The sequence below is a fragment of the Roseivirga sp. E12 genome (assembly GCF_017592825.1).
Taxonomy (GTDB): domain Bacteria; phylum Bacteroidota; class Bacteroidia; order Cytophagales; family Cyclobacteriaceae; genus Roseivirga.
In genome coordinates, this window is record NZ_JAGFMD010000007.1 from 91,093 (window position 1) to 113,137 (window position 22,045).

Annotated in this window: 23 protein-coding genes; 13 read left to right on the forward strand and 10 right to left on the reverse strand. The window is 40.9% G+C overall.

Features of this window, described 5'->3' with window-relative positions; all coding sequences use genetic code 11:
* Position 1: 1 nt before the first annotated feature.
* On the reverse strand, positions 2–769 hold the full coding sequence (locus J4E76_RS15395; protein WP_208505683.1) for a hypothetical protein: 768 nt from the start codon (positions 767–769) through the stop codon (positions 2–4).
* An 81-nt stretch (positions 770–850) separates the two neighbouring features.
* On the opposite strand from J4E76_RS15395, the gene J4E76_RS15400 reads away from it, so the two are divergent.
* Together J4E76_RS15400 and J4E76_RS15405 are read left to right on the forward strand one after the other, a co-directional pair.
* Positions 851–1,633: an inositol monophosphatase family protein gene (locus J4E76_RS15400; protein WP_208505684.1), complete on the forward strand. Its 783-nt coding sequence runs from the start codon at positions 851–853 to the stop codon at positions 1,631–1,633.
* 84 nt (positions 1,634–1,717) lie between these two features.
* Entirely contained in the window at positions 1,718–1,879 is a 162-nt protein-coding gene (locus J4E76_RS15405) for a FeoB-associated Cys-rich membrane protein (RefSeq protein ID WP_208505685.1), read from the forward strand.
* Here the strand turns inward: J4E76_RS15405 and J4E76_RS15410 are convergent.
* Positions 1,876–2,898, reverse strand: coding sequence for an SPASM domain-containing protein (locus J4E76_RS15410; RefSeq protein ID WP_208505686.1), 1,023 nt, complete (start codon positions 2,896–2,898; stop codon positions 1,876–1,878). The two genes, J4E76_RS15405 and J4E76_RS15410, sit on opposite strands and share 4 nt — an antisense overlap.
* 86 nt (positions 2,899–2,984) lie before the next feature.
* Here J4E76_RS15410 and J4E76_RS15415 point away from each other — a divergent pair, with 86 nt between their 5' ends.
* Positions 2,985–4,160 (forward strand): DUF4105 domain-containing protein, encoded by a 1,176-nt coding sequence (locus J4E76_RS15415; protein WP_208505687.1) that lies wholly within the window; start codon positions 2,985–2,987, stop codon positions 4,158–4,160.
* On the opposite strand, the gene J4E76_RS15420 is transcribed toward J4E76_RS15415, so the two are convergent.
* From J4E76_RS15420 to J4E76_RS15430, 3 genes are read right to left on the reverse strand one after another with little or no spacing between them, the layout of a single operon-like run.
* Positions 4,157–4,657, reverse strand: coding sequence for a regulatory protein RecX (locus J4E76_RS15420; protein ID WP_208505688.1), 501 nt, complete (start codon positions 4,655–4,657; stop codon positions 4,157–4,159). The genes J4E76_RS15415 and J4E76_RS15420 overlap by 4 nt on opposite strands.
* 26 nt (positions 4,658–4,683) lie before the next feature.
* Positions 4,684–5,364 carry a response regulator transcription factor gene (locus J4E76_RS15425; protein WP_208505689.1) on the reverse strand — a complete coding sequence of 227 codons (681 nt, stop codon included), beginning with the start codon at positions 5,362–5,364 and terminating at the stop codon, positions 4,684–4,686.
* 1 nt (position 5,365) lies between these two features.
* Entirely contained in the window at positions 5,366–6,859 is a 1,494-nt protein-coding gene (locus tag J4E76_RS15430) for a HAMP domain-containing sensor histidine kinase (RefSeq protein WP_208505690.1), read from the reverse strand.
* Between the two features lie 117 nt (positions 6,860–6,976).
* Between J4E76_RS15430 and J4E76_RS15435 the strand changes: the two genes are divergently transcribed.
* Together J4E76_RS15435 and J4E76_RS15440 are read left to right on the forward strand one after the other, a co-directional pair.
* Positions 6,977–7,843, forward strand: coding sequence for a GLPGLI family protein (locus J4E76_RS15435; protein ID WP_208505691.1), 867 nt, complete (start codon positions 6,977–6,979; stop codon positions 7,841–7,843).
* 27 nt (positions 7,844–7,870) lie between these two features.
* Positions 7,871–10,555 carry a carboxypeptidase-like regulatory domain-containing protein gene (locus J4E76_RS15440; protein ID WP_208505692.1) on the forward strand — a complete coding sequence of 895 codons (2,685 nt, stop codon included), beginning with the start codon at positions 7,871–7,873 and terminating at the stop codon, positions 10,553–10,555.
* 54 nt (positions 10,556–10,609) lie between these two features.
* Here J4E76_RS15440 and J4E76_RS15445 read toward each other — a convergent pair whose 3' ends face one another.
* On the reverse strand, positions 10,610–11,716 hold the full coding sequence (locus J4E76_RS15445; protein ID WP_208505693.1) for a DegT/DnrJ/EryC1/StrS aminotransferase family protein: 1,107 nt from the start codon (positions 11,714–11,716) through the stop codon (positions 10,610–10,612).
* An 86-nt stretch (positions 11,717–11,802) separates the two neighbouring features.
* Here J4E76_RS15445 and J4E76_RS15450 point away from each other — a divergent pair, with 86 nt between their 5' ends.
* Together J4E76_RS15450 and J4E76_RS15455 are read left to right on the forward strand one after the other, a co-directional pair.
* A complete protein-coding gene (locus tag J4E76_RS15450; RefSeq protein WP_208505694.1) occupies positions 11,803–12,372 on the forward strand; it encodes a DUF5655 domain-containing protein in 570 nt (189 codons plus the stop codon).
* The gene (locus J4E76_RS15455; protein WP_208505695.1) at positions 12,372–12,764 is read left to right on the forward strand and encodes a DUF1801 domain-containing protein; all 393 of its coding nucleotides are present in this window, start codon (positions 12,372–12,374) and stop codon (positions 12,762–12,764) included. The genes J4E76_RS15450 and J4E76_RS15455 overlap by 1 nt, the downstream gene beginning before the upstream one ends.
* Positions 12,765–12,811: 47 nt before the next feature.
* On the opposite strand, the gene J4E76_RS15460 is transcribed toward J4E76_RS15455, so the two are convergent.
* Positions 12,812–13,711, reverse strand: a complete 900-nt coding sequence (locus J4E76_RS15460; RefSeq protein ID WP_208505696.1) for an MBL fold metallo-hydrolase — start codon at positions 13,709–13,711, stop codon at positions 12,812–12,814.
* A gap of 123 nt (positions 13,712–13,834) precedes the next feature.
* On the opposite strand from J4E76_RS15460, the gene J4E76_RS15465 reads away from it, so the two are divergent.
* The 6 genes from J4E76_RS15465 to J4E76_RS15490 all read left to right on the forward strand — a co-directional run bounded on the left by J4E76_RS15465 (position 13,835) and on the right by J4E76_RS15490 (position 19,188).
* A complete protein-coding gene (locus tag J4E76_RS15465) occupies positions 13,835–15,463 on the forward strand; it encodes a M14 family metallopeptidase (protein ID WP_208505697.1) in 1,629 nt (542 codons plus the stop codon).
* Between the two features lie 6 nt (positions 15,464–15,469).
* Complete coding sequence (locus tag J4E76_RS15470; protein ID WP_208505698.1) at positions 15,470–16,960, forward strand: M28 family peptidase; 1,491 nt, start codon at positions 15,470–15,472, stop codon at positions 16,958–16,960.
* A gap of 165 nt (positions 16,961–17,125) precedes the next feature.
* On the forward strand, positions 17,126–18,292 hold the full coding sequence (locus tag J4E76_RS15475) for a DUF4221 family protein (protein WP_370592813.1): 1,167 nt from the start codon (positions 17,126–17,128) through the stop codon (positions 18,290–18,292).
* Between the two features lie 2 nt (positions 18,293–18,294).
* Complete coding sequence (locus J4E76_RS15480) at positions 18,295–18,693, forward strand: hypothetical protein (protein WP_208505700.1); 399 nt, start codon at positions 18,295–18,297, stop codon at positions 18,691–18,693.
* 9 nt (positions 18,694–18,702) lie between these two features.
* Positions 18,703–18,933: a hypothetical protein gene (locus J4E76_RS15485; RefSeq protein ID WP_208505701.1), complete on the forward strand. Its 231-nt coding sequence runs from the start codon at positions 18,703–18,705 to the stop codon at positions 18,931–18,933.
* Between the two features lie 30 nt (positions 18,934–18,963).
* Complete coding sequence (locus tag J4E76_RS15490; protein WP_208505702.1) at positions 18,964–19,188, forward strand: hypothetical protein; 225 nt, start codon at positions 18,964–18,966, stop codon at positions 19,186–19,188.
* Positions 19,189–19,224: 36 nt separating this feature from the next.
* Here the strand turns inward: J4E76_RS15490 and J4E76_RS15495 are convergent, their stop codons facing one another.
* From J4E76_RS15495 to J4E76_RS15505, 3 genes are all read right to left on the reverse strand, one after another.
* A complete protein-coding gene (locus tag J4E76_RS15495; protein WP_208505703.1) occupies positions 19,225–19,446 on the reverse strand; it encodes a hypothetical protein in 222 nt (73 codons plus the stop codon).
* Positions 19,447–19,448: 2 nt separating this feature from the next.
* The gene (locus J4E76_RS15500; RefSeq protein ID WP_208505704.1) at positions 19,449–20,216 is read right to left on the reverse strand and encodes a type III pantothenate kinase; all 768 of its coding nucleotides are present in this window, start codon (positions 20,214–20,216) and stop codon (positions 19,449–19,451) included.
* 104 nt (positions 20,217–20,320) lie between these two features.
* Entirely contained in the window at positions 20,321–22,012 is a 1,692-nt protein-coding gene (locus J4E76_RS15505; protein WP_236017497.1) for an amidase, read from the reverse strand.
* Positions 22,013–22,045: the final 33 nt, after the last annotated feature.

Sequence of the window (22,045 nt, forward strand, 5' to 3'; positions counted from 1 at the left end):
TTTATTTCAAAACTTGATCCAAGTAAGGTGTCATTTCTTTGATGACGATATCATCTCGCTTTCTTAATTCTCTGAGAAACCAGCCTTTATGACCCGCACCATAAGTAATTAAGAATCGCTTCCCTTCGCCACGGTGTTTTTCGATAGCTTTTTCGATGTGCCAATAATGTGCAATGTTGATGTTGTCCCAGCCGCCCAAGAGCAGTGTCTCGTTCAAAATTCGATTATATGCCTCATACCTTATTTCCCCTGCTTCGTCATAAGCATTTGAATTAATAAAGTAAGGATCATTGCTGTCGCCTGCAGAATTCATTGCCTCTCTTGATTTTCTACCAGCTTCTTGATACTCCTCCCATCTTTCTGCCCAAGCAGTATCTTGTCTGATTTCTCTTAGGCGTTGATTCCTGTAATCATTCATGGGTTTGGTCCAACCAGCAGTAGGAATAATTTCAAAATCCATTTCCTTGGTTAGTGGGAAGATGGCATCTACATATTCTGGGAACACTCGGACCCGCGATTCCATAATGGTGTCCAGCTCGTCAAACTCTTTTCTTGCTTGCGGATAGCGATCTGGTGGAATTTCAGTCAGGATGTAGTCAGGATCTATGGCCCTTACGAGATTCTTTACTGTTTCGATATCATAGTTTGGGTTTGTGCGATGCCCACTATGTATCATACCCATCACAATCACTTCATTCTTTGGAGGTTCTTTTTGACAGGATAAAAAAAGCAATGTAGGTAAGACTAAAAGCAGAAAAACTCTCTTCATGATAGCATCAAGTTAGTGAATTAATGAAAATGTAAGTGTCAGATATAGGCGTTCTTTCGGCCATTCATGTAATTTTGAAGCATGCAAAAATTGCTTCAAGATGTCATTGTTTTGGTAAAGGAGACCGGAGAGTTTATTCGCCAAGAATCGCGCAAATTCGATGAATCGAAGATTGAGTACAAAGGAAAAAATGACTTGGTGTCATACGTAGATAAGGAAGCTGAGCAAAAGCTGGTTAAAGGCCTGTCGGATATCTTACCAGGGAGTGGCTTTATTGCTGAAGAGGGCACCTCAACACATAAGTCAGATATCTATAACTGGATCATCGACCCACTGGATGGAACAACCAATTTTACGCATGGCATTCCAGTGTATGCAGTGTCAGTGGCCTTGATGAAACGCGGAGTTTTAGCCCTTGGGGTAGTTTATGAGATCAATAGAGATGAATGCTTTCACGCCATCAAGGGAGAGGGTGCTTTTTTGAACCACACGGCTATTAAGGTTTCGGAAACCAGAACGCTAGAGAAATCATTGTTGGCTACGGGCTTTCCATATTACAACTTTGATCAGATGCGGCAATATTTGACCATTATCAATGAGTTTATGCAAACCACTCACGGTCTAAGGCGTATGGGAAGCGCTGCTGTAGATTTAGTTTATACAGCATGCGGAAGATTTGAAGGCTTTTTTGAATACAATTTGAATGCCTGGGATGTTGCTGCGGGAGCACTGATTGTCCAAGAAGCAGGTGGGACAGTGACTGATTTTAAGGGGGGAGAAGACTTTCTATTTGGAAGAGAAATTGTGGCAGGCAATATCACTCAACCACGGATGTTATCTACAATTCAAAAGCACTGGAAGTAGTTTTTTAATATTGAATCGACAACGTTTTGTTACTTTTGCCATGATTTTAAGAACTAAGAATTCGAAAAGTTAGTTTAATAGTCAATGCAAGAAGTTTTAGTCATCATATTGTTTTTAGCAGCAGCCATCTATATGGGTAGAAAGCTTTACAAACAGTACAAAGCTGAAAGTGGCTGTGCTTCTGGTTGCGATTCTTGTGCTCCACCAAAAAAGGAGATTAAGCTACCTGGTCATTTAAAACCCTAGGCCCAAACCTTGGTGCCTTCAGAGCAGTTTTTGCACATTTCTATTTCGCTTCGTGACTTGATTAGTGATGCCCGAAAGTTTTGATAAGCTTTCCCCCGCCAAACTGATTTAAATGATTGACCCTCCATAGTGCCTAATTGGTAATGAGCGTCTTTGTCGAAACAGCAAGGGACTACCTTTCCATCCCAAGTAATGACGCAGGAGTGCCACATCTTCCAACAGTGATTCACAAGTTTATTCTTGATCTTCCACTTACCGTTAGGTAGTTGCTTATACCTCGAATATTGTTCAATGGTGGGTATCAATTCAGAACCATCTTCATAGTCATAGATTTGGGCGGTTTTGAAAGCGACCTCATCTACCCCTAATTCTTTAGCAAGGCTTTTAACCTCTTCAAGCTGATGTTCGTTTGGCTTAACAACTAAGTATTGAAAAATGACATGAGGAGTACTTGATTTCAATTCATTTTTCCATTTGATCACATTGCGCGTACCCTCAATTACCTTCTCGAGCTTTCCGCCTACGCGGTACTGTTCATAAGTTTCCTGACTTGTTCCATCAATCGATATGATCAGACGATCCAGACCAGATTCTACTGTTTCCTTGGCGAGTTGATCATCCAAATAATGCGCATTGGTAGAAGTAGCCGTATAAATGCGTTTTTGATGAGCATACTTTACTTGGCCTAGAAAGTTTGGATTTAAGTAAGGTTCACCCTGAAAATAGAAAATCAGATAGGACAGGCTGGGCGCTAATTCATCGATTACCTTTTTGTAAGTATCATCCTGGAGCATGCCAGTAGGTCTTGTAAAGTTTCTAAGTCCGCTAGGGCATTCAGGACACCTTAGGTTACAAGAAGTGGTAGGCTCCAAAGAGATACTGGTGGGCATACCATAGTGAGCCGGTCTGCCTGTCAGCTTAGATAGATAGTAGCTTCCAACTAACTGAACCATGTTGAATATTCGCAGCGGTGTCAGTTTAGACACGTAGTTGAATCCATCCCTCCAATTTCGGTTCATGTGCTCAAGTTAGCTGCACATAGGTAGGCATCAAAATTGATCATTACATTTGCATCAAAATCATTTCAAAATCATAGCTTTAAACTGTGAAGTATTTCATTTTTTCTCTCCTTCTGATTTTTTCGTTTAAGCTTTCAGCCCAATTTGGGAGGCTTTCGGATCAAGCCGAGGTAAGCATCATCACCGTTGGGCCTGGTGCTAATCTGTACGACTGCTTCGGGCACAGTGCCTTTCGCATTATAGACCCGAGTAAAGGTTTAGACAGAGCCTACAACTATGGACAATTCGATTTTACCGAGGGTGGCTTTGTCGCAAAGTTTAGCATGGGCGTTGCACAGTATAGATTGGGTGCATATCCCTTCGAGCGCTTTTATAATAACTATGTACAAGAAAACAGGTGGCTCACGGAGCAAGTCTTAAACCTGAGCCTGGAAGAGAAACAGGCGATTTATGAAGCTTTGGAGACAAATTATCTTCCAGAGAATCGAAAATATGTTTACGATCCCTTCTTCGATAATTGCGCCACTAGAATGCGTGACATTGTCAAGGAGGTGATGGGTGATGCCATTCTGTATAATAGCGATCATTTGACGAAAACATCTACCATCCGATCGCTAGTCGATGAAAACTCTTATAACCATCCATGGGTAGACTTCGGTATTGATGTAGCACTCGGTACGATTATCGATAAGAAAGCTACGCCAGAACAGTACATGTATTTGCCAGACTACGTACTGGCCGCTTATGCAAATGCGACCATTCTGAGAGATGGCCGAGCCGTACCTGCTGTTAAACAGACTAACAAACTTTTTGAATCGGATTATTATGAAGTCAGGCAGGAGAAAATGTCTCCGACATTGTTGTTTGTTGTTGTGGCAGTTGTACTGATTGTATTTACTGTGAGGGACTACATGAAAGGAGGGCGTTCCAGATTTCTTGACTTTGGTATTATGTTCCTAACAGGGCTTCTAGGAGCCTTTTTGATCTTTTTATGGTTCTTTACTTATCACAAAACCACAGTTAATAACCTGAATATACTATGGGCATTCCTTCCCAATATTGTGGTTGCTTTTTACCTCATTAAAAGAGAAACTCCTAAGTGGGTGAGGGTGTATGTAAGGTTTCTGTTCATCCTACTAATAGCAATGGCTTTTGTTTGGATACTGAGGCTCCAAGTGTTTAACACGGCCATGCTTCCAATAATGGTATTACTTGGAGTTAGGTATGGTTATCTGTGGCAAAAGGGACTAACGAAAAGCTAGTTTTCCTCGCTGAGGACTTGTTTTATTGCTTCTTGAATCAAGTCCATTTCGAACCCCTTGGCAATTAAATGCTGAGTGAGTTTGCCCTTAAGAATGTACTGTGAGTCAGTTTTTATCGAAGGCCTTTTCTTCTCCAAGTGTTTGATGATTGTATTGAAATAATCATCAGAGTCAATCTCCAACATTCCCTTTTTCACACAGTACTCAGAGATTCTGTGCTGCTTAAGACCTTGAAGAATTTTCCTTTTCCCCCAACCCTTCATTCTGAACTTTCCGCCAGCATAGGCCTTGGCAAACCTTTCTTCATTGATATACCCTTGGGTGATTAACTCGTATATAGTCTCCTCAACTTCATCACGGTGTAAGCCATAGCCATAGAGCTTATCTCTTACCTCTTGTTGGGAGCGTTCTTGATAGGCGCAGTAATCAGCGGCTTTTAAGAGCGCTGTTTTTCGATCAAGCGGTTTTTTGCGTTTTCGAGAATCGAAATCGTCCATGAACAAATGTAAGAAGGCTGATTGGATTAGCAGACGAGTTTGTAACCATAACCACGCACATTCATAATCTGTATTTCTGGATCAAGGGTCAACTTCTTACGTAACTTGGTAATAAATACGTCCATGCTTCGGGCATTGAAGAAGTCATCATTTCCCCATAGGGTGTTAAGGATAAGCGTGCGTTCGGTTAACTCGTTTTTATGCCTGTAGAGTTCATGCAGTAGTTGTGCTTCTCTATGAGTCAGCATTATTTCATTACCATCAAAACTCAGGATTTGCTTTGAAAAATTGAAGGTATACTGCCCTATTTGTACATCTTCGGAAGCGGATTTGCCAGGCTTTCTATCCAAAAGGGCTTTGATCCTTACTATTAACTCTTCCATGCTGAAAGGCTTTTTAAGATAGTCGTTGGCGCCATAGCCAAAGCCTTCAACAACATCTTCGGTTCTTGACTTGGCCGTCAAAAAAATGATTGGAATACGGTCGTCAACCTTCCGGATTTCTTTCACCAACGTAAAGCCATCTTTTTTGGGCATCATTACATCCAGTACCAAAAGTTCTGGCTTATCCGTCTGGTAGAGTTTTTTTGCCTCTTCACCGTCCATCGCATAGCTTACTTCAAAACCCCTTGTTTCAAGGCTTTCTTTCACAATGGTGCCAAGTGCCAATTCATCTTCGGCTAGCAATATTTTTGCGTTTTCTGACATGTTAGATCTGAATGGTAAAGTCTGTCATATGCTCGGCAACGTTAACCGTAATGGTCCCATCATGTTTTTCAACAATCTTTTTGGTATAGTATAGGCCTATTCCGAAACCTTTTACATCGTGAATGTTACCAGTAGGGATTCGGTAAAATTGATCGAAAATTCGTTGCTGCTGAGTTTTGTCAATCTTGCCCCCATTGTCAACAACCTGCCAGATTAACTGATCAGACTCGGAACTAAGTTTCAGGCTTATTTCATCACCGCCATATTTAATAGCATTATCAATCAAGTTGGAAATAGCATTTTCCATATGGAAAGGATCTATCTTATTCCATTGCTCCGAAATGGCCGTTTGGAAGAATAATTTCTTATTTCCTTTTATCAATTGGAACTTATCGAAGATCTGTTGAGTAAACTTGACCAATTCCACAGACTCTAAATTGAGTTCAAGCTCATCGGAGTCCAAGGATGCCGTTTCAAGCAACTTCTCTACCATACCATTAAGCTTTTTCAGCTGGTTGTTTGATATGTCTAGGTATTTCGCTGTTTTGGCAGGGTCGTTGGCCTGATTAAAACTTGAGATTGCCTCTATGGCGGTAGATACTGTTGCTATGGGTGTCTTAAATTCGTGGGTAATATTGCTGATCAGGTCATTCTTAATCTCAGCCAATTGTTTCTGTTCAGAGATCACTTTGTATAGATACAATAGACAACCTATCACTGCTCCAGTAATGAGTAAGGAAATGAACAAATCCAAAGCACCTCGTTTCAAAATATTCAGAGAGGCATTTTCATAATTCATGACCAGTTTTTGGTCTCTCGGTAGATAATTAGATTGAGAAACAGTTCTTAGGTTGTAGTAATCGTGATTGGGCTCCGAGATTAGCGAATCATCAACATAATGCCATAGCACGAAGCCAGCATCTATATTTTTTCTATCTAACTCGGTGACCATTATTTCAGTGAGCCTGTCATGGTCAAGGTCAGTACGAGAAAGAGAGAACATCACTTTTTTAAAGAAGCCTTTGATGTCGTTCAGAGAATCAAAATTTGTAATCTCACTCTTAACACTTATACCTGTGAGCGAATTCTCATTAAGAAAAAGACTGTCCAGAGCTGGGAGATTATTTCTAAAACTCACAGAGGTAGTGGCATTGGTAGCTCTACCATTAATGGACAGAAACCTCCTTGTACTACTGTCTGTAAGCCCCGAGAGAAGGTGTGCGGTGTCACCTCCCATGCGGTTTACCATCGACCATGACCTACCGCCCAGTCGATTAAACAAGGTGTCTTGTGATGAAAAGATGATAAGATCATTTCTTGCCAGATCCGTGAAGTAAGATTCTACGCTAGTGTCCAATGCCGTTTGCATGTCGCTCATAAATCGCTGCTTATTCAATTGATAGTTTTGAATATTGCGGTATACCTGAATACCAACAGTAATCAGAGCCGTCAGGGCAATCAGATAGCTTATACGTTTGAATTTCAATGCTTTCACAGTTCAAATATACGGACATTGACAAGTTCAGTATTGTGACTTAACACTCGTTAACACTGGTTAACCCATCGTTTGCAGAGTTCCACTTTTATTTGTACCCATCAAACTTTTCGAAACATGACAGCACTCAAAAAAAGAATTTCACTAATAGTAGGTCTCTTACTGGTCACCATAGGGACTATTCATGCTCAAAACTTTCAGGGGATCGCTACCTATCAGTCTTCAAGAAATATGAAGAACATGCAGATTAAGGCTGAGGGAGTCACTGAAGCAATGCAAAAACAATTGATGGAACAGATGAAAAAACAGTTCCAGAGAGAATATGAATTACAGTTCAACTTGACCGAATCTAGTTGGAAAGAAGAAGAGAGTCTGGATAGCGGACCGGCTACTGCTTCATCCGGAGGTATGAGAATATCTTTTTCAACTGCTGGTGGAGGTACGACTTATAAGAACACCTCAGAGAACTTATACATTCAGGAAACTACAGTTTTCAGTAAGCCATTTTTGGTGAAGGATGAACTGCAGGCTTACGAATGGCAAATGACCGATGAGACTAAAACTATCGGAAATTACACTGCATATAAAGCCGTTTATAAAGATATCAGAGAGAGTAGATCGATTTCATTCACTTCTGATAGTGATGATAAGGACAAGGATTCTGGTGAGTCAACAGTTGTTATGGATACTATCAGTGTCTCGGCTTGGTATACTCCTGAAATTCCTGTTTCTCAAGGTCCAGAAGACTATTGGGGATTGCCTGGATTAATCTTGGAATTGAGTGATGGTAGTACTACTTATTTATGTACAAAAGTTGTTCTAAATCCAGAAGAGGAAATCAAAATCAAAAGACCAAGCAAAGGGAAAAAAGTAACCAGAGAGGAACTAAGAGTGGAAATGGATTCCAAGATGGAGGAAATGTCCAAGAAGTTCAAGCAAGGAGGAAAAGGTGGCGCTACTTTTAGAATAGGCGGAGATCAGTAATCATTTAAGGTCAAAAACAACTCAATTATGAACAGATTTTCACTGATTCTAGTGGCATTGGTATGCTTATGTTTTACTGCCAATGCACAAAAAGTCACCTTCAATGGTGAAGTAAGAGATTCCCTGGGTACCCCGCTTCAATTTGCCAATGTCTTGGCGATAGATACGGTAAAAAATACAATGGCCGCCTTTGGTGTTACCAATCAGCAAGGGCGATTTAAACTCTCATTGGATCGAGGAACTACCTACCGTTTAAAAGTGAGCTTTATAGGGTTCTTGCCTTTTGAGCGAGTTTTTACACCCGGTGAAAGCAATGATATCCCATATGGCATAGTGCTGAGTTCAGATGTAACCCAACTGGGTGATGTTGAGGTGGTTTCTGAAATGCCAGTGCTCATTCAGGGAGATACTATTACTTACAAAGCAGATGTCTTTACTCAGGGAAATGAACGAAAACTTGAAGATGTGCTTGAAGATCTACCCGGTTTCGAAGTAGATGAAGATGGCGGGGTCAAAATTCAGGGTAAAGATGTGAGCAAAGTACTGGTCGATGGCAAGGAATTTTTTGAAGGAGATACTAAGTTGGCGACCAAGAATCTTCCAGCGAATGTGGTAGATAAGGTCCAAGTTTTGCAGAATTATAATAATGTGGGTCCGCTCAGTGGAGTAAATAATAGTGAGCAGATTGCTTTGAACATTCAGCTGAAAGAGGACAAAAAGAACATCGTTTTTGGAGATATTTCTGCTGGAGCGGGTCCTGAGGAGCGCTATAAAGCCAAGGCCAATACTTTCTACTATAACCCGAAAACTAACCTCAACTTAATCGCAGGATTAAATAATGTGGGTGAGCTGACCTTCACCATGCGTGACTACTTCAGGTTTACTGGCGGACTAGGAAGCTTTGCGCGAGGAGCAGGTTCGTCCTTTCAAGTGAGTTCGAATAACCTTGGTATTCCCATGGCCGAACGTAACAATGCCCGTGACCTTAAGAATATTGTTGGAGCATTCAACTATAACCTGACTCCGACAAATAAGTGGAGTTTCTCAGGCTTTGCCATAGGTTCTAAAGTAGATAATACCTTGGGCTCAGTGCAACAGAGAACTTACATCCTTCAGCCCAACAGTGATCAGGAAACGCTTAGTTCTACACAAAGGGTCAACAGCACTTCAGGGTTGTTCAAGTTTGCGGGTAAGTTCACACCTAATCCGAGCTTACAAATAGACTACAGCGCTTTTGGAAGGCTTTCGGATATTTCGAATTCAGATGCTCAAACATCTGTTTTTGGAGCATTAACCAATGATATTTCAGGTTTGAGAAATCAAAAACCAAGGTCAGTTGAGCAACAATTACGTGGGTTTTATGCTCCAAATGAACGAGATGTTTTCTCCTTTGAAGCCTCCTATCAGTATCAAAATCAGGATCCATCCTATAACTTAGTTACCACAGGTCAACCATTTGCAAGTATTATCCCAATGACGGCAAGCAGCCCTTACGATTTGACACAGTTGAGGGATGTGACAACCAAGAAGCAGGAGGCAGTTTTAAACTACTATCGCATTCTTAACAAAACCAACCATATCAATTTTAAGGTTGGAAATACTTATTCAACGCAGACCCTGACCTCTAATATGTTCGAAAGGTTGAGTGATTTGTCTACCAATCAGTTTAGCGATCCAACGTTGGTCAACCTAGTGGACTACACTTATCAGAATTATTATCTGGGACTGCTTTACAAAACCAAACTGGGTAAACTGGTACTTACGCCTGCTTTGAACCTCCATTACTATGATATAGCCAATGAGCAAAATGGAGTTGAGGAAGGCTTTGATAAGACCTTGTTACTACCTTCGGTGAATGCCAAGTATACCTTTAGAAGCTCCCACTCCTTGACATTGGATTATAGAGTGACGGCCGAATTTACTGATGTGGCTAATATTGCAGAAGGACTTTTGGTAAGGGGTTACAACACCTTGTTTGGAGGAAACGCCAATTTGCAAAACAGCCTCTATCACAGTGTGCAGTTGAACTACTTCAACTTTAATATGTACAACTTCTTCAATGTATATGGTGGCTTGACCTATTCAAAACGCTTTGATGATATCACCAACATTGTAAGTTTTAATAACCTTGAGCGTGTCAATAGTCCGATTAATATCAATACCGCAAATGAGGTGCTTTCGGGTTTTGCTAGTACTGATAAACGATTTGATGCCTGGAGATTTAATTTCAGAGCCAATTGGTCTAAAAGCATCAGCAACAATATTATTAGTGACACCCCTAATGAGAATACTAGCTTCTTACAATCCTACAGAGCAACAATCTCTACCACGTTGTTCAAATCTTTGTTTCTGGACTTAGGTTATGATGTATCATTCAATACTTATGAAGGAAGAAACGTCTCGAGCCAGTTTGAAAATCACAAGCCGTTTGCGAGCTTGAGTAAGAAGTTCCTTAAGGGTTTTGAGCTAGAGGTTGAGTACGAATACAACAGTTATATAAGCTCTGGAAGTAACTCCAGTACTTATGATTTGTTAGATGCAAACCTAACCTATCGTCAAGATGGTAGTCCATGGGAATTCAAAATAGAAGGGATGAACCTAATGAATACTACTGGAATCAGAAGGGACTCATTTAGTGAAAGCTTGATCAGCACTTTCGAGTACTTTATTCAAAAGCGATACTGGCTCTTCAGCGTGATGTATGATTTATAATTAAAGACGACTTAACTAAAACTAACGACCGGCCTTCAATGTAAATTGGGCCGGTTATTTTTTGTAGAAAAGATTGATTGAGTCGATTACATGATCTATTTGTGCCTCTGTTAAGCCAGGAAATATTGGCAGAGAAAGGCAGTTTTCTTGAAGTTGATAGGAGTGGGGAAAGTCGCTCTTACCAAAACCCATTTGGGAATAGGCCTTAGTAAAGGGTATAGCCTTAGGGTAGTGAACCTGAGTTTGAATACCTCTTTCCTCCAAAAATGCTCGAATTTCATCTCTGGTTGCAGTCTGAATAATAAAGATATGAAAGACGTGACTAGAAGGGTCGCCCAACGATGGCAGCGTTAAATCACCAACACCGTGCAAAGCAGATAAATATCGGTTGGCAATCCGCTGACGTTCTGCCGTCCATCCATCAATGTGTTGGAGCTTTAGGGAGAGAATGGATGCTTGTAACGTGTCCATGCGACTGTTGACCCCTGGAAATTCATGCTCATCTTTTCCAATACCTCCATGGTTGGCAAGCTTCCGACATCGAGTGGCCAATTCCTCATTGTTAGTCAGAATACAACCGGCATCACCAAGGGCTCCTAGATTCTTAGAAGGATAGAAGCTGAAAACACTTGCGTCCCCAAAAGAGCCCGCCATATTTCCCTCTTTCTGTGCAAAATGGGATTGAGCACAGTCCTCAATCACCTTCAAATCGTGTTTGTTAGCAATGGATTTTATCACTTCCAAGTTTGCTAATTGACCATAGAGATGAACTGGAATAATGGCCTTGGTCTTTTCGTTGATCAGTCCTTCGATTTGGCCACTGTCAATAGTATAGCTCATTGGGTCTATGTCAACAAAGACAGGCTTGGCTTTCAATTGTGTAACCACTTCGGCATCTGTAATCCACGTCATGGCGGGCACCAACACCTCATCACCAGGGCCAATACCCATCATCTTCAGGGTAATGTAAAGTGCGTCTGTACAATTGGCAACAGCAATGCAATGGTCTACACCGCACTTTTCTGCAAAGGAGTTTTCAAATGTTGTGACTTCGGATCCATTAATAAATTGTGATTCTCTAAGTACTTTTCGATACACCTCTTCAAGCTCATTCTTGATGGGCTCATGTATTAAGGAAAGGTCCAGAAAAGGCACTTGCATGCAGGAAAGATAAATATTTTTTGACCAGAGAGATGGAGGTTTGCCTCTGATTTATATAATTTCATTTCAAATCAAAATAATCCGATATGGCTACTCCTGAAGAAATGCTACAGACCATGATTAATAATATGCCTGAAAAGACTGGTAAGTCTTTGGACGAATGGAAGGCAATGCTTGGCACCACTGATCTTGCTAAACATGGTGACATTATGAAGCTCTTAAAGGGAGAGTATGGAGTAACCCATGGTTTTGCAAATACTATTTCGCAGCTCTATTTGAAGCCAGAATTATTGGCACCACAAACTAATTCGGGTAATGAGGATGAGGTATTACTCAATGGGAAAGAGGCCATCGCAGATATCTTTAAAAGTGTCAAAGCCCAGTTTGAATCAATTAATGGAGATGTAGAGTTCTCATATAAAAAGACTTATATCAGTCTTCGAACTCCCAAAAAGCAGTTTGCCCTATTGCAGCCTAGTACTAAAACGAGGGTAGATGTGGGACTGAATTTAAAGGGTGTAGACCCGGAAGGAATTGTGCAAGCCGCAGGAAGTTGGAATGGTATGGTTACCCATAGAGTAAAGCTTACAGAACCAGGTCAAGTAGATGCTAACCTATCCGCTTGGCTTCAAAAGGCATATGACGCGAATTGCTGATGAACAAATTCCAACCTGTAGATTTTCAAGACTTAGACGACCTTTACGCATTTCTGCCTGAAGATGAATTGAATGTTGTAAAACTACTGAGAGGATTGGTATATGAGTGCATCCCCGAGGTCAAAGAGAAACTATCTTATAATGTGCCATTCTTTCGGGGGCGAAAAACGATCTGTTTTATCTGGCCTGGCTCAGTGCCTTGGGGTGGGACTTTCGAAGGAGTACAATTTGGCTTTGTAAGAGGACATCTAATGCTCAACGAAGACGGGTTTCTAGATGCGGGAAAACGGAAGTATGTTAGAACAAAAACTTTCTACTCAGTTCAGGAGATTGATTTCGAAAAGCTGAGAAGCTTACTCTACGAAGCGGCAATTATTGATGCAGAGGCATAAAAAAAGCCACTCTTATTAAGAATGGCTCCTCAGTTCTTTAATCTTGCTTACTCATCAAACAACTCCGTCCACGCAGCATTAACGGGTCGGGTTTGTCTTCCCTTCCATTCAGGAGCGCCAGGGATTTCTGTGGCATTCGCTAACTCTTCTTTAGTTTTGCCTGCGACCTGCCCCTTCTTCACAAACTCCATTACTTTACCTAAGTAATTTTGGAAAGCTTTTAAATCTTCTCTGGTTCCTGTAATTCCAAACCCATTGCCTGAGTGACCAAATACAAATTGAGTGTCTTTGTCAAACGCTTTGTAACCCTTTTCCATTACCACTTGCCAGTTGGTCATATTGGCGCCAGCGGACTTGTCTACAAATGGGGCCCTCCTATTAAAAAGCAGGTCACCACAGTGTACAATGTTTGCATTTTCAAAGTGGACGAAAGAATCACCATCAGTATGCGCTGCTCCAAAATAGTGTAAAGCCATTCTTTCATCGCCTACCTTTTGTCTGAACCTTCCCTTTTTATATGTCGTGTCTGGGAAGAGTTGTTTATCAGCATTACCTGCTCTTTCGGCATTTGCTTTTTGATTCTTCAATGAGTTTTCATGAGCCATTACGGTCTTCACTATTCCTTTGAAAGCAACATTACCTGCACTATGATCACCATGGTGATGCGTATTGATCAATAGATCAATCTGTCTGTCAGATTTCTTCTGAATTTCACCCACCAAATTTTTGGCTTGGGCGGGAAACTGAGAGTCAACTACCACAATGCCACCATCAGAGATCATCCAGCCAATAGTGCCTCCCCTTTCGGTGAAAATACCAACGTTATTTCTCAAGGCTTCCATTTTGTATCCGCTTTGAAAGAGGCTCTCCCAAAGCGAAGCATTTGGTAAAATAGAAAGTGCACTAAGCGCTGTGCTTTGCTTAATGAATGATCTGCGATTTGTCATGACATTTTAATTTATTGAAATTTAGTAGCCTTAGGCCTGAACTACTAACCACTGATGTAAATGAAAGTTCGACTGCTCAGGATTATTAGGGCTTTTTGTAATTTGGTGGACAAAGTTTATTCAATGAAAAGATCAGCTCTTCTAATTCTCAGTTGTTTTCTCACATTTCAATCCCTAGCACAACAAGTAGACCGCAGTCTGCTCATCAAGCCGGAGAGAACCAACTATCGTGAAACCTCCACTTACCAAGAGGTGATTGACTTCACCAGCCTTGTGACCAAAGACAGTAAATACGTCTCTAAAGTCAGTATGACTACTAGTTTAGAAGGGAAGGACATTCCCGTCTTCGTTTTAGCTAACCCGAAAATAGAAACCCCTGAACAGGCAAAGGCTAGTGGCAAACCTGTCATTTACATTCAGGGAAATATTCACTCGGGCGAAGTAGAAGGGAAGGAAGTAGTTCAAATTCTGATGAGAGATATCCTCACAGGAGACAAGGGCTACTTGTTAGATAACCAGATCATTCTTTTTGTACCCATCTACAATACCGATAGTAACGATAAAATGGAAGCGGGCCGAAGACCATCTCAAGAAGGAAGTCCTATCGAAACGGGCATCAGATCAAATAGCCAAGGATGGGATTTGAACAGAGATGGTATGAAAATGGAAACCATCGAGTCGAGAGGTTTGATCCAAAATATCATCGTTCCATGGGACCCAACGCTTTTTGTTGATTTACATACCACCAATGGAACATGGCATGGCTATTCATTGACCTGGGCTCCTAGTTATCATTCTGCTGGAGAGAAAGCCCCTTATGATTTTACTTGGGATAGAATTCTTCCAGAAGTCACAGAGAAGGCCTTAGATAAGCATAATGTACATTTAGGCCCATATGGCTACTACTATACCCGAAGAGAAGGCTGGCCAATCAAGTCAATTTACACGTACAATCACCACCCTCGCTATCTAGTCAATCAGTTTGGTCTTAGAAACCGGATGGCCATACTAAGCGAAGCCTTCGCTCATGAAAGGCTATATCAGCGAATTAATTCTACCTATGCATTTGTGAGTGAGATCCTTGAGTTCACCAATAAGAACGGAAGTGAAATGTTGAAGATCAATGCACAGGCAGAACAAGATGCTATCAATTTGGTCAAAGAACAGGGAGGTAAAGTACAGAAAGGCGTTCGTTTCCAAATGGCTGCTCTAGATGACCCAATTACTGCTTATAGAACTTACAATCATATGGAAACCACGAATGAACGTGGTCAAAAGACTTACCTAAGGAAGCCCGAAATCATCGAGCTAAAGGATGTGGTAAACTATAGCGCCTTCGAAGCGACTAAGACGGCAACTTTACCAAAAGGGTACCTCATTCCAAAGGAGTTTGCCTCTATTGCCGAACACCTAAGAATGCATGGTGTAAAGGTGACTGAACTGACGAAGAATAAGAGAGCCAAAGGAGAAATCTTTACGGCTACTAAGCTGGAACGATCTAACAGAGCTTTTGAAAAACATAAAATGGCTACAATAGAAGGTAGCTATGCTGCATCAAACAAGAAGTTTGGTAAAGGCGATTTCTGGGTAGATATGGCACAGCCATTGGCCAATTTGATTTTCTATTTGTTAGAGCCTGAGTCAGATGACGGCCTTGTCACTTGGAATTTCTTTGATGAGCATTTCGACAGCAATGGAATTGCTGAAAAACCAGTTGAGTACCCAATTTTTAAGTATTTCGAGATTAAGTAAGTAGCCATGAGAAAGCATTTGAACATATTATCTATAGTCGTTTTGGTAGCCACTTTTGGTTGTGCCGAAAAATCTGACCTCAAGAAAACTCTCGATACGGTTAACCAACAGACCATCAAGGACCATATCTACTATATAGCTTCAGATGAGATGCGAGGTAGAAATACAGGGTCGCCAGAAATTTTAAAGGTCGCAGACTATTTGGCTGATCAATTGAAAAGTTATGGCGCAGAGCCGGTTCCGGGTGCTGATGGTTTCTTTCAGCCTGTTCCATTTAGGCAGAAGACACCTGCGACCGCTGGTAGCTTCAGCTATTCCGGTAGAAACTTCAACCTTAATGATGACTTTCTTGTTGTAGATGGGAAAAGTGGCGAGTATGAAGGAGAGGTGGTCTACCTGGAGTATGCCCTTGAAGGGGACTATGAAGGAAAAGACGTTAAGGGTAAAATTGTTTTTGCCAAAGCGGGTGATGGAACTACCGCTGACCGAAGAGCAATTCTTAGGCTCAGCCGACAGAAATATGAATTTGCGAGAGAGAATGGTGCCGCAGGACTAGTAGAATTTTATAGTTCACCAGCTACACCTTGGGCACAACTAGGCTTCACCTTCAATCGAGTCAATCTGACACTCGATAGCTTCGACAATGAAAAAGAGATTATTCCGCACTTGTGGCTCAAGGATCTCGACAATGCCAATCAGCGCTTTATGAGGACTCGCAGCATCAAAAGAGCTTCTTTGAAGATTGAAGGGATGACCAATGAAATCACTAAGGACAAGAACATTCTGGCAATAGTAGAGGGAACAGACCCTGAATTGAAGAATGAGTTTATTATGTTTTCCGCACACTATGACCATGTGGGTGTGGGTAGACCGAATGCCGAGGGAGATTCAATCTACAATGGCACAAGAGACAATGCCATAGGTACTGTTACGGTGCTTTCTGCTGCTGAGAATATTGCCAAATATCCAATGAAGCGATCAGCATTGTTTGTGTTGTTTACCGGTGAGGAAAAAGGCCTATTAGGAAGTCGCTATCTGGCGAATAACCCGATCATTCCTAATGAAGAGGTCGTCTTTTGCTGGAATAGTGATAACGGAGGGTATAATGACAAAACGATTTCGACCATTATCGGACTTGAAAGAACCACTGTTTCTCAATACATAAAAGATGCAAATGTAGCTTTCGGCTTAGAAGCAATTGATGACCCTGCAGGAGAACAAGGTTTGTTTGATAGATCTGATAATGTGAGCTTCGCTCGAAAGGGAATCCCTGCTCCAACCTACAGTTTGGGTTTCCGTGCCTTTGATAATGAAATTACCAAGTACTATCACCAACCTGGAGATAATCCCAACACTGTCGACTATGACTACCTAGAGAAATTCTTTAAGAGTTATGTTTTGGCTTCAAGAATGATTGGTAACGCTGCAGAAAGACCTTTCTGGATTGAAGGCGATAAGTATTACGAAACAGGCAAGAAGCTTTATGGGGTGAATTGACCGACTAGACTTCCTAGTACTAAAGAATGGAGCCCTCTTACGGAGGGCTTATTTTTTGTCTTTCTGTCAATCTTTCTAGTAGTATACTGAATACGTATTTTAAAAAATTGTTATATTTAATGAATATACAGATTTATAAGTTGTAAAAAATGTAAAACACTCTTTGTGTTGAAAATTATAATCATACTTTGTTCGGTTGTAGCATTTTGCTCGTGTTCTAATCAAAACGGAGAGAAATATCTTTTGGAGACTACATTTTCTAGTCAAAAGAATTTAGTCTTGGAGGTCGATAGCATCTCAATCGATGTAGGAGATTACGGGTTATTCTATTATCCGTTAAGTACAACAGCTGAAATTCAAGGGACACGTTTCTATTTTGGCTGGAACCATACGACTTTTTCACTTGATATAGTCAACTTAGACAAATCAGAGTATTACAAATCCATTAAGTATGAGGTCAATGGACCGAATGGCATCGGTGATGTGAAAGGATTGTCAGTGGTAGATTTTGATTCAATATTTTTTCTGTCATCTCAATACTTGACTTTGATTGATTCTAATACCAACGTTACTTCCAAATGGGGTATTAATGAAAAGAATGAGTTTCAAGGATTTAGTTCTCAGGATCATAATTTAACTACTGAAGAAACATTCAATATTTTCTTTGATAATAGAACAAAGAAACTTTATGCAAGACTTCACTTTCCACGCTTCGCTTGGTGTGACACAGAACTTGGCTATTATAATGAGAATTTTATTGGCGAGTTAGACTTGTTTAATCTCTCATTTAGGGAATTGAACATTGGCTACCCCCCAGAGTTTCGAGAACTATCATTTGGTTTTCGAGATATTCCTGCAGTGACCTTCGATCCATCTGGCTTAATTAACTACACCTTTTCTATCAGTTCGAATATTTATCAATATTCGTTAGAAACCGGTAAAACATCCTCCTTTGGTGGTGCTAGTGACTTCACAAGGAACCATGCCGATGCTTTACAAATTGAAGACTGCCCCGATACACCGCTTGGAATGAAGCATAATTTGCTGAATGTTAAGTTCATGCATTTGTTACAGGACCCTTATAGGAAACTCTACTATAGGTTTCATTGGGGAGATGTTCCAGAACATAGGGCAGATGGGCGATTCAATGCTTACAACGATAAACCTCTATTCTTGACAGTCTTTGATGATCAGCTCAAAAAGTTGATGGAAATGGAGGTAGATAGAAAGCAAGGAGCTGCTTGGTGTTTTGTGGACGAAGCCGGACTACATATTTTAAAACCAAGGGGAAGTGAGAATGTATTAGGGTTTAACCTTTATAAATTTTTATAACCATGAAGAATTCTGCATTGAGCTTTGTCTTCTTATTGCTCTTTTGCTCATGCACTAATAATGAGCCAGATGACAGTTCTGTAATAATTAAATCGATTGTTGAGAACGAAATGTCTCATGAAATAAGAAAGGAAGGAAAGACTTTTATATTCTTTCTTCAAAACGCGGAATGCAAGTGTTCAGAAGAAACTTTGGACAGAATTAGAGCCTTTGATGAGACAAAAGGTAAGCTAATAATCGTAGTTAATAAACGCTCACACTTTTCTGTCCCGAAGCTTCAAGCGAAGCAAGAAAGTTTAAAATATATAAGCATAAATACATTGCTGTCTTATGGCTTCTTCCAAGACAAAGACATGCTTGTTGAACTTGATGGAAATAAATTGATTTATACGAACCTTTAATTAGAAGAAATGAAAAAACTATTAGCGAGCGTACTGTCATTATCATTTGTGATAGCAATGACTATTTATCAGCCTAGTAATGTAAACGCTAGAGAGTATGGCGAAGGGGATAGGTATAGACCTGGTACCTGTACATTGATCGATGAAGAAGGTCCTGTGGAGATAGCAATATGTACTAAAAAAGTTGCAGATGGCCCTTGTTTTAAGGAGGTGAAATGTGAGCAGCCTATTCCAGAGTAAAATTCTTATGTAATATTAGAACTTCAAAAAATGAAAAACTTATTAAAAGCTTTATTCATCATCACAATGTTTGCCTTTAGCACGACTTTAAATGGACAGTCTGAGACCAATTATTACAAACTCAAAACCTGTACTGGTATTGACCCTGAGGGGAATACATTTGACGGTGCGATGTGTAAAGATATTGTTGAGGATGGTCCTTGTGACAAAGAATCTATATGCTATGGGCCTGATGATGTAATTCCTTATGAGTGATTTCTGATAACCTCAAAAGCCCTAAAGTTTAAACAACTACTTCTTGTCCTTATCCCTTTGTGCCATCTTTTTAGGCAAAACGACAAAGCGATAGTAACCCCAAAGCAATCCTGCCGGAACAGCAAAGAATAGTTCTGTCAGGTGTTTCTCAGGTTCTCCAATCTGATCTTCGCTAAATTGCGGGAAGATAACATACATCAAAACCCAAACTAATCCGCCAAAAACAAGCCCTTTTACAACCCAACCGTAATTTTTCATACCTACTTAATTATTGCTTTATGAATAAACCTGAGTCCCTCTAACGTGAGGTGACGATTCACCTGATCGAATCGATCATGGAGTGGATGCAAGATAGAAGAAAGACCACCCGTGGCGACTACTTTCACCTCCTTATTTAACTCAGCCTGAATCCGATCTAGCATACCTTCGACCATACTGACATAACCCCAAAGCACACCATTTTGTATAGCCGTTGTCGTATTTGTTCCAATGACGGAATCTGGGAGCTCCAAAGGAACTTCTGGTAGTTGAGCCGTATTACCAACCAATGCCACAATTGCCGTCTTTAGCCCAGGCGCTATATTGACTCCTTTTATCTTTCCACTCTTTTCTACAACTGTGAAAGTCAGGGCCGTGCCAAAATCCACAATGACAATATCCTCCTTGTAAAGCACGTGCCCAGCCATGGCGTTGGCGATTAAATCAGTGCCAATCTCATGTGGGTTTTGGGTGCTGATAGGTAAGTCCCCATAGATTTTTGGTCCTACAAAAACGGGCTCTTTGTCAATAAGTGGTTTTGTGAACTCTGAAAGAATGTCGTTCAATTGTGGAACGACAGAAGAAATAACTATTCGATTGACATCTTCCAATTTCAGATTTGCCTCCAAAAAGTTCAACCTGAGAAATAGCTCATACTCAATCTGGTTTTTTATAGGTACGGTTTCAAAGCGCCATTCTTGAATCCATGAGTTTCCATCATGAATACCGAATACAATGTTGGTGTTGCCCGCATCAATTGCTAATAGCATGTTTGAAGATATTAATTATTCCATAACCAGTCGTTATGCTGAACTCGTTTCATCATTTAGCACAGCACCAAAAACCAGCCATTTGTGGATAATGACCTTAATTTTTAATTGATAAAGCCTGGTGGATGTTGTTCGTCAAAATCCGTTGCTTCTTGGTATGCCCTTGCTACTGCCAAAATTGTGGCTTCGTCAAACAAGTTGCCAATAAATGAAATACTGGTTGGGCCTCCGTTTTGGTTGTAGCCGTTCTTTAAGACTACACAAGGGTGTCCGGTTAGGTTAGTTGTCAAAAGCTGGCTGCCTCCAAAACTTGGTGTTATGATTACATCATAGTCTTCCATAAGAGCATTCACCTTTTGCACAACTTCATGCCTCACGCGATTAGCATTGATATAATCAACCGCTGAAGTAAATCGAGCGCTGCGAAACAAATTGGGCCAGGCTCCTGCACTTTGTCTCACTAAGAGGGTGTCCCTATCAGATCGAGTAAGTGCATCAAATGCTGCTGAAGCTTCCGCACTGAGTATAGCTTGCATGGCCGGGAATGGTAAGTCAGAAACCCATTCTACTGGTTGAAGATCGGCACCTAACGATCTTAATACTTCAAGAGACTTGTCATCATTGGCCTTTTGATTGGGCCGGTTTCGCTCGAAGTAAGATTTGAGATAACCTACCTTGAGCTTAGAAAGATCAACCTTCCCAATATAGTTAAAGGGGTGATCTTCGACCGTCAAGTCAATATCGTCTTCGCCTCGAATCACATCAAAAACGAGAGCGCAGTCAAAGGCATTTCGAGTAATTGGACCAATCTTATCCATGCTCCAGCTTAGTGCCATTGCTCCAGCTCTGCTTACCCGGCCAAAAGTTGGTCTTAGGCCAGTAACACCATTCCTGGTAGATGGAGAGACTATTGATCCGAGGGTCTCAGTGCCGAGTGCAAAGGGTACAAGTCCGGCAGAAGTACTCGAGGCTGAACCTGCTGAAGAACCACTAGAACCTTGTTTTAGATTCCATGGATTCTTGGTAGTACCACCATACCACACATCTCCCATGGCAAGAGCGCCAAGTGTGAGTTTGGCAATCAAGACCGCCCCGGCTTCATCTAGTTTTTTTACCACTGTAGCCAATTCACTCCCGCGGTTTTGCTCCTTATAAGGGCCAGCACCCCATGTAGTCTTATAATCCGGAACAGACATCAAATCTTTAGCACCATAAGGAATGCCATGAAGTGGCCCTAGATAAGTACCATTTTTTAATAAATCATCAGCGCGCCTTGCCTGAGCCATCGCCCGTTCTTCGGTGATGCTGATTACAGCTTTCAATGAATCGTCATGCTTCCTTAGTCTGCCAATGAAGAATTCGGTTAGTTCAACGGAAGTAATTTTTCTTTCCTTTATCAACACCGATAACTCAGCAACTGTATAGAAAGCCAGATCATTTTTGTTTTCAGGGAGCTTGACGTTTTTTGGAAGTTCCCACTGAATGCGTTCCTGCTTTGTCGGAATAGGTCGAGTTCCTTTCTGGGGTTTAAACCATAGGGCTGGTGGAACACTGTTATCAATCGAATACTGATGTAACTCTTTTAATCCCCTCAAATTACGATTGATATTGGGTAGCATTTGGGCAATCTCCTGATCGTCAAAATCAAGGTCTAGGATCTTCTGAGCAGCTTTTATATCCTCTTTTTCTATGGCCATATTCTGAGCCATTTTGAAGCCAGCCAAAAAACCAGCCATTACCAGCAACCCAATTAAAACAACTGGTGCCTTTTTAAACTTTGTATTGAGTATCGTCATTGAAGAAGTGTTTTATAGATTTGAGGGAGATTT

Bases quoted from the DNA above. Each gene is read 5' to 3' on its own strand.
- J4E76_RS15490 (WP_208505702.1), top strand. From the start codon at position 18,964: ATGAAAAACTTATTAAAAGCTTTATTCATCATCACAATGTTTGCCTTT.
- J4E76_RS15495 (WP_208505703.1), bottom strand. From the start codon at position 19,446: ATGAAAAATTACGGTTGGGTTGTAAAAGGGCTTGTTTTTGGCGGATTA.
- J4E76_RS15470 (WP_208505698.1), top strand. From the start codon at position 15,470: ATGAGAAAGCATTTGAACATATTATCTATAGTCGTTTTGGTAGCCACT.
- J4E76_RS15505 (WP_236017497.1), bottom strand. From the start codon at position 22,012: ATGACGATACTCAATACAAAGTTTAAAAAGGCACCAGTTGTTTTAATT.
- J4E76_RS15425 (WP_208505689.1), bottom strand. From the start codon at position 5,364: ATGTCAGAAAACGCAAAAATATTGCTAGCCGAAGATGAATTGGCACTT.
- J4E76_RS15485 (WP_208505701.1), top strand. From the start codon at position 18,703: ATGAAAAAACTATTAGCGAGCGTACTGTCATTATCATTTGTGATAGCA.
- J4E76_RS15450 (WP_208505694.1), top strand. From the start codon at position 11,803: ATGGCTACTCCTGAAGAAATGCTACAGACCATGATTAATAATATGCCT.
- J4E76_RS15465 (WP_208505697.1), top strand. From the start codon at position 13,835: ATGAAAAGATCAGCTCTTCTAATTCTCAGTTGTTTTCTCACATTTCAA.
- J4E76_RS15455 (WP_208505695.1), top strand. From the start codon at position 12,372: ATGAACAAATTCCAACCTGTAGATTTTCAAGACTTAGACGACCTTTAC.
- J4E76_RS15440 (WP_208505692.1), top strand. From the start codon at position 7,871: ATGAACAGATTTTCACTGATTCTAGTGGCATTGGTATGCTTATGTTTT.
- J4E76_RS15435 (WP_208505691.1), top strand. From the start codon at position 6,977: ATGACAGCACTCAAAAAAAGAATTTCACTAATAGTAGGTCTCTTACTG.
- J4E76_RS15405 (WP_208505685.1), top strand. From the start codon at position 1,718: ATGCAAGAAGTTTTAGTCATCATATTGTTTTTAGCAGCAGCCATCTAT.
- J4E76_RS15395 (WP_208505683.1), bottom strand. From the start codon at position 769: ATGAAGAGAGTTTTTCTGCTTTTAGTCTTACCTACATTGCTTTTTTTA.
- J4E76_RS15445 (WP_208505693.1), bottom strand. From the start codon at position 11,716: ATGCAAGTGCCTTTTCTGGACCTTTCCTTAATACATGAGCCCATCAAG.
- J4E76_RS15400 (WP_208505684.1), top strand. From the start codon at position 851: ATGCAAAAATTGCTTCAAGATGTCATTGTTTTGGTAAAGGAGACCGGA.
- J4E76_RS15480 (WP_208505700.1), top strand. From the start codon at position 18,295: ATGAAGAATTCTGCATTGAGCTTTGTCTTCTTATTGCTCTTTTGCTCA.
- J4E76_RS15500 (WP_208505704.1), bottom strand. From the start codon at position 20,216: ATGCTATTAGCAATTGATGCGGGCAACACCAACATTGTATTCGGTATT.
- J4E76_RS15410 (WP_208505686.1), bottom strand. From the start codon at position 2,898: ATGAACCGAAATTGGAGGGATGGATTCAACTACGTGTCTAAACTGACA.
- J4E76_RS15420 (WP_208505688.1), bottom strand. From the start codon at position 4,657: ATGGACGATTTCGATTCTCGAAAACGCAAAAAACCGCTTGATCGAAAA.
- J4E76_RS15460 (WP_208505696.1), bottom strand. From the start codon at position 13,711: ATGACAAATCGCAGATCATTCATTAAGCAAAGCACAGCGCTTAGTGCA.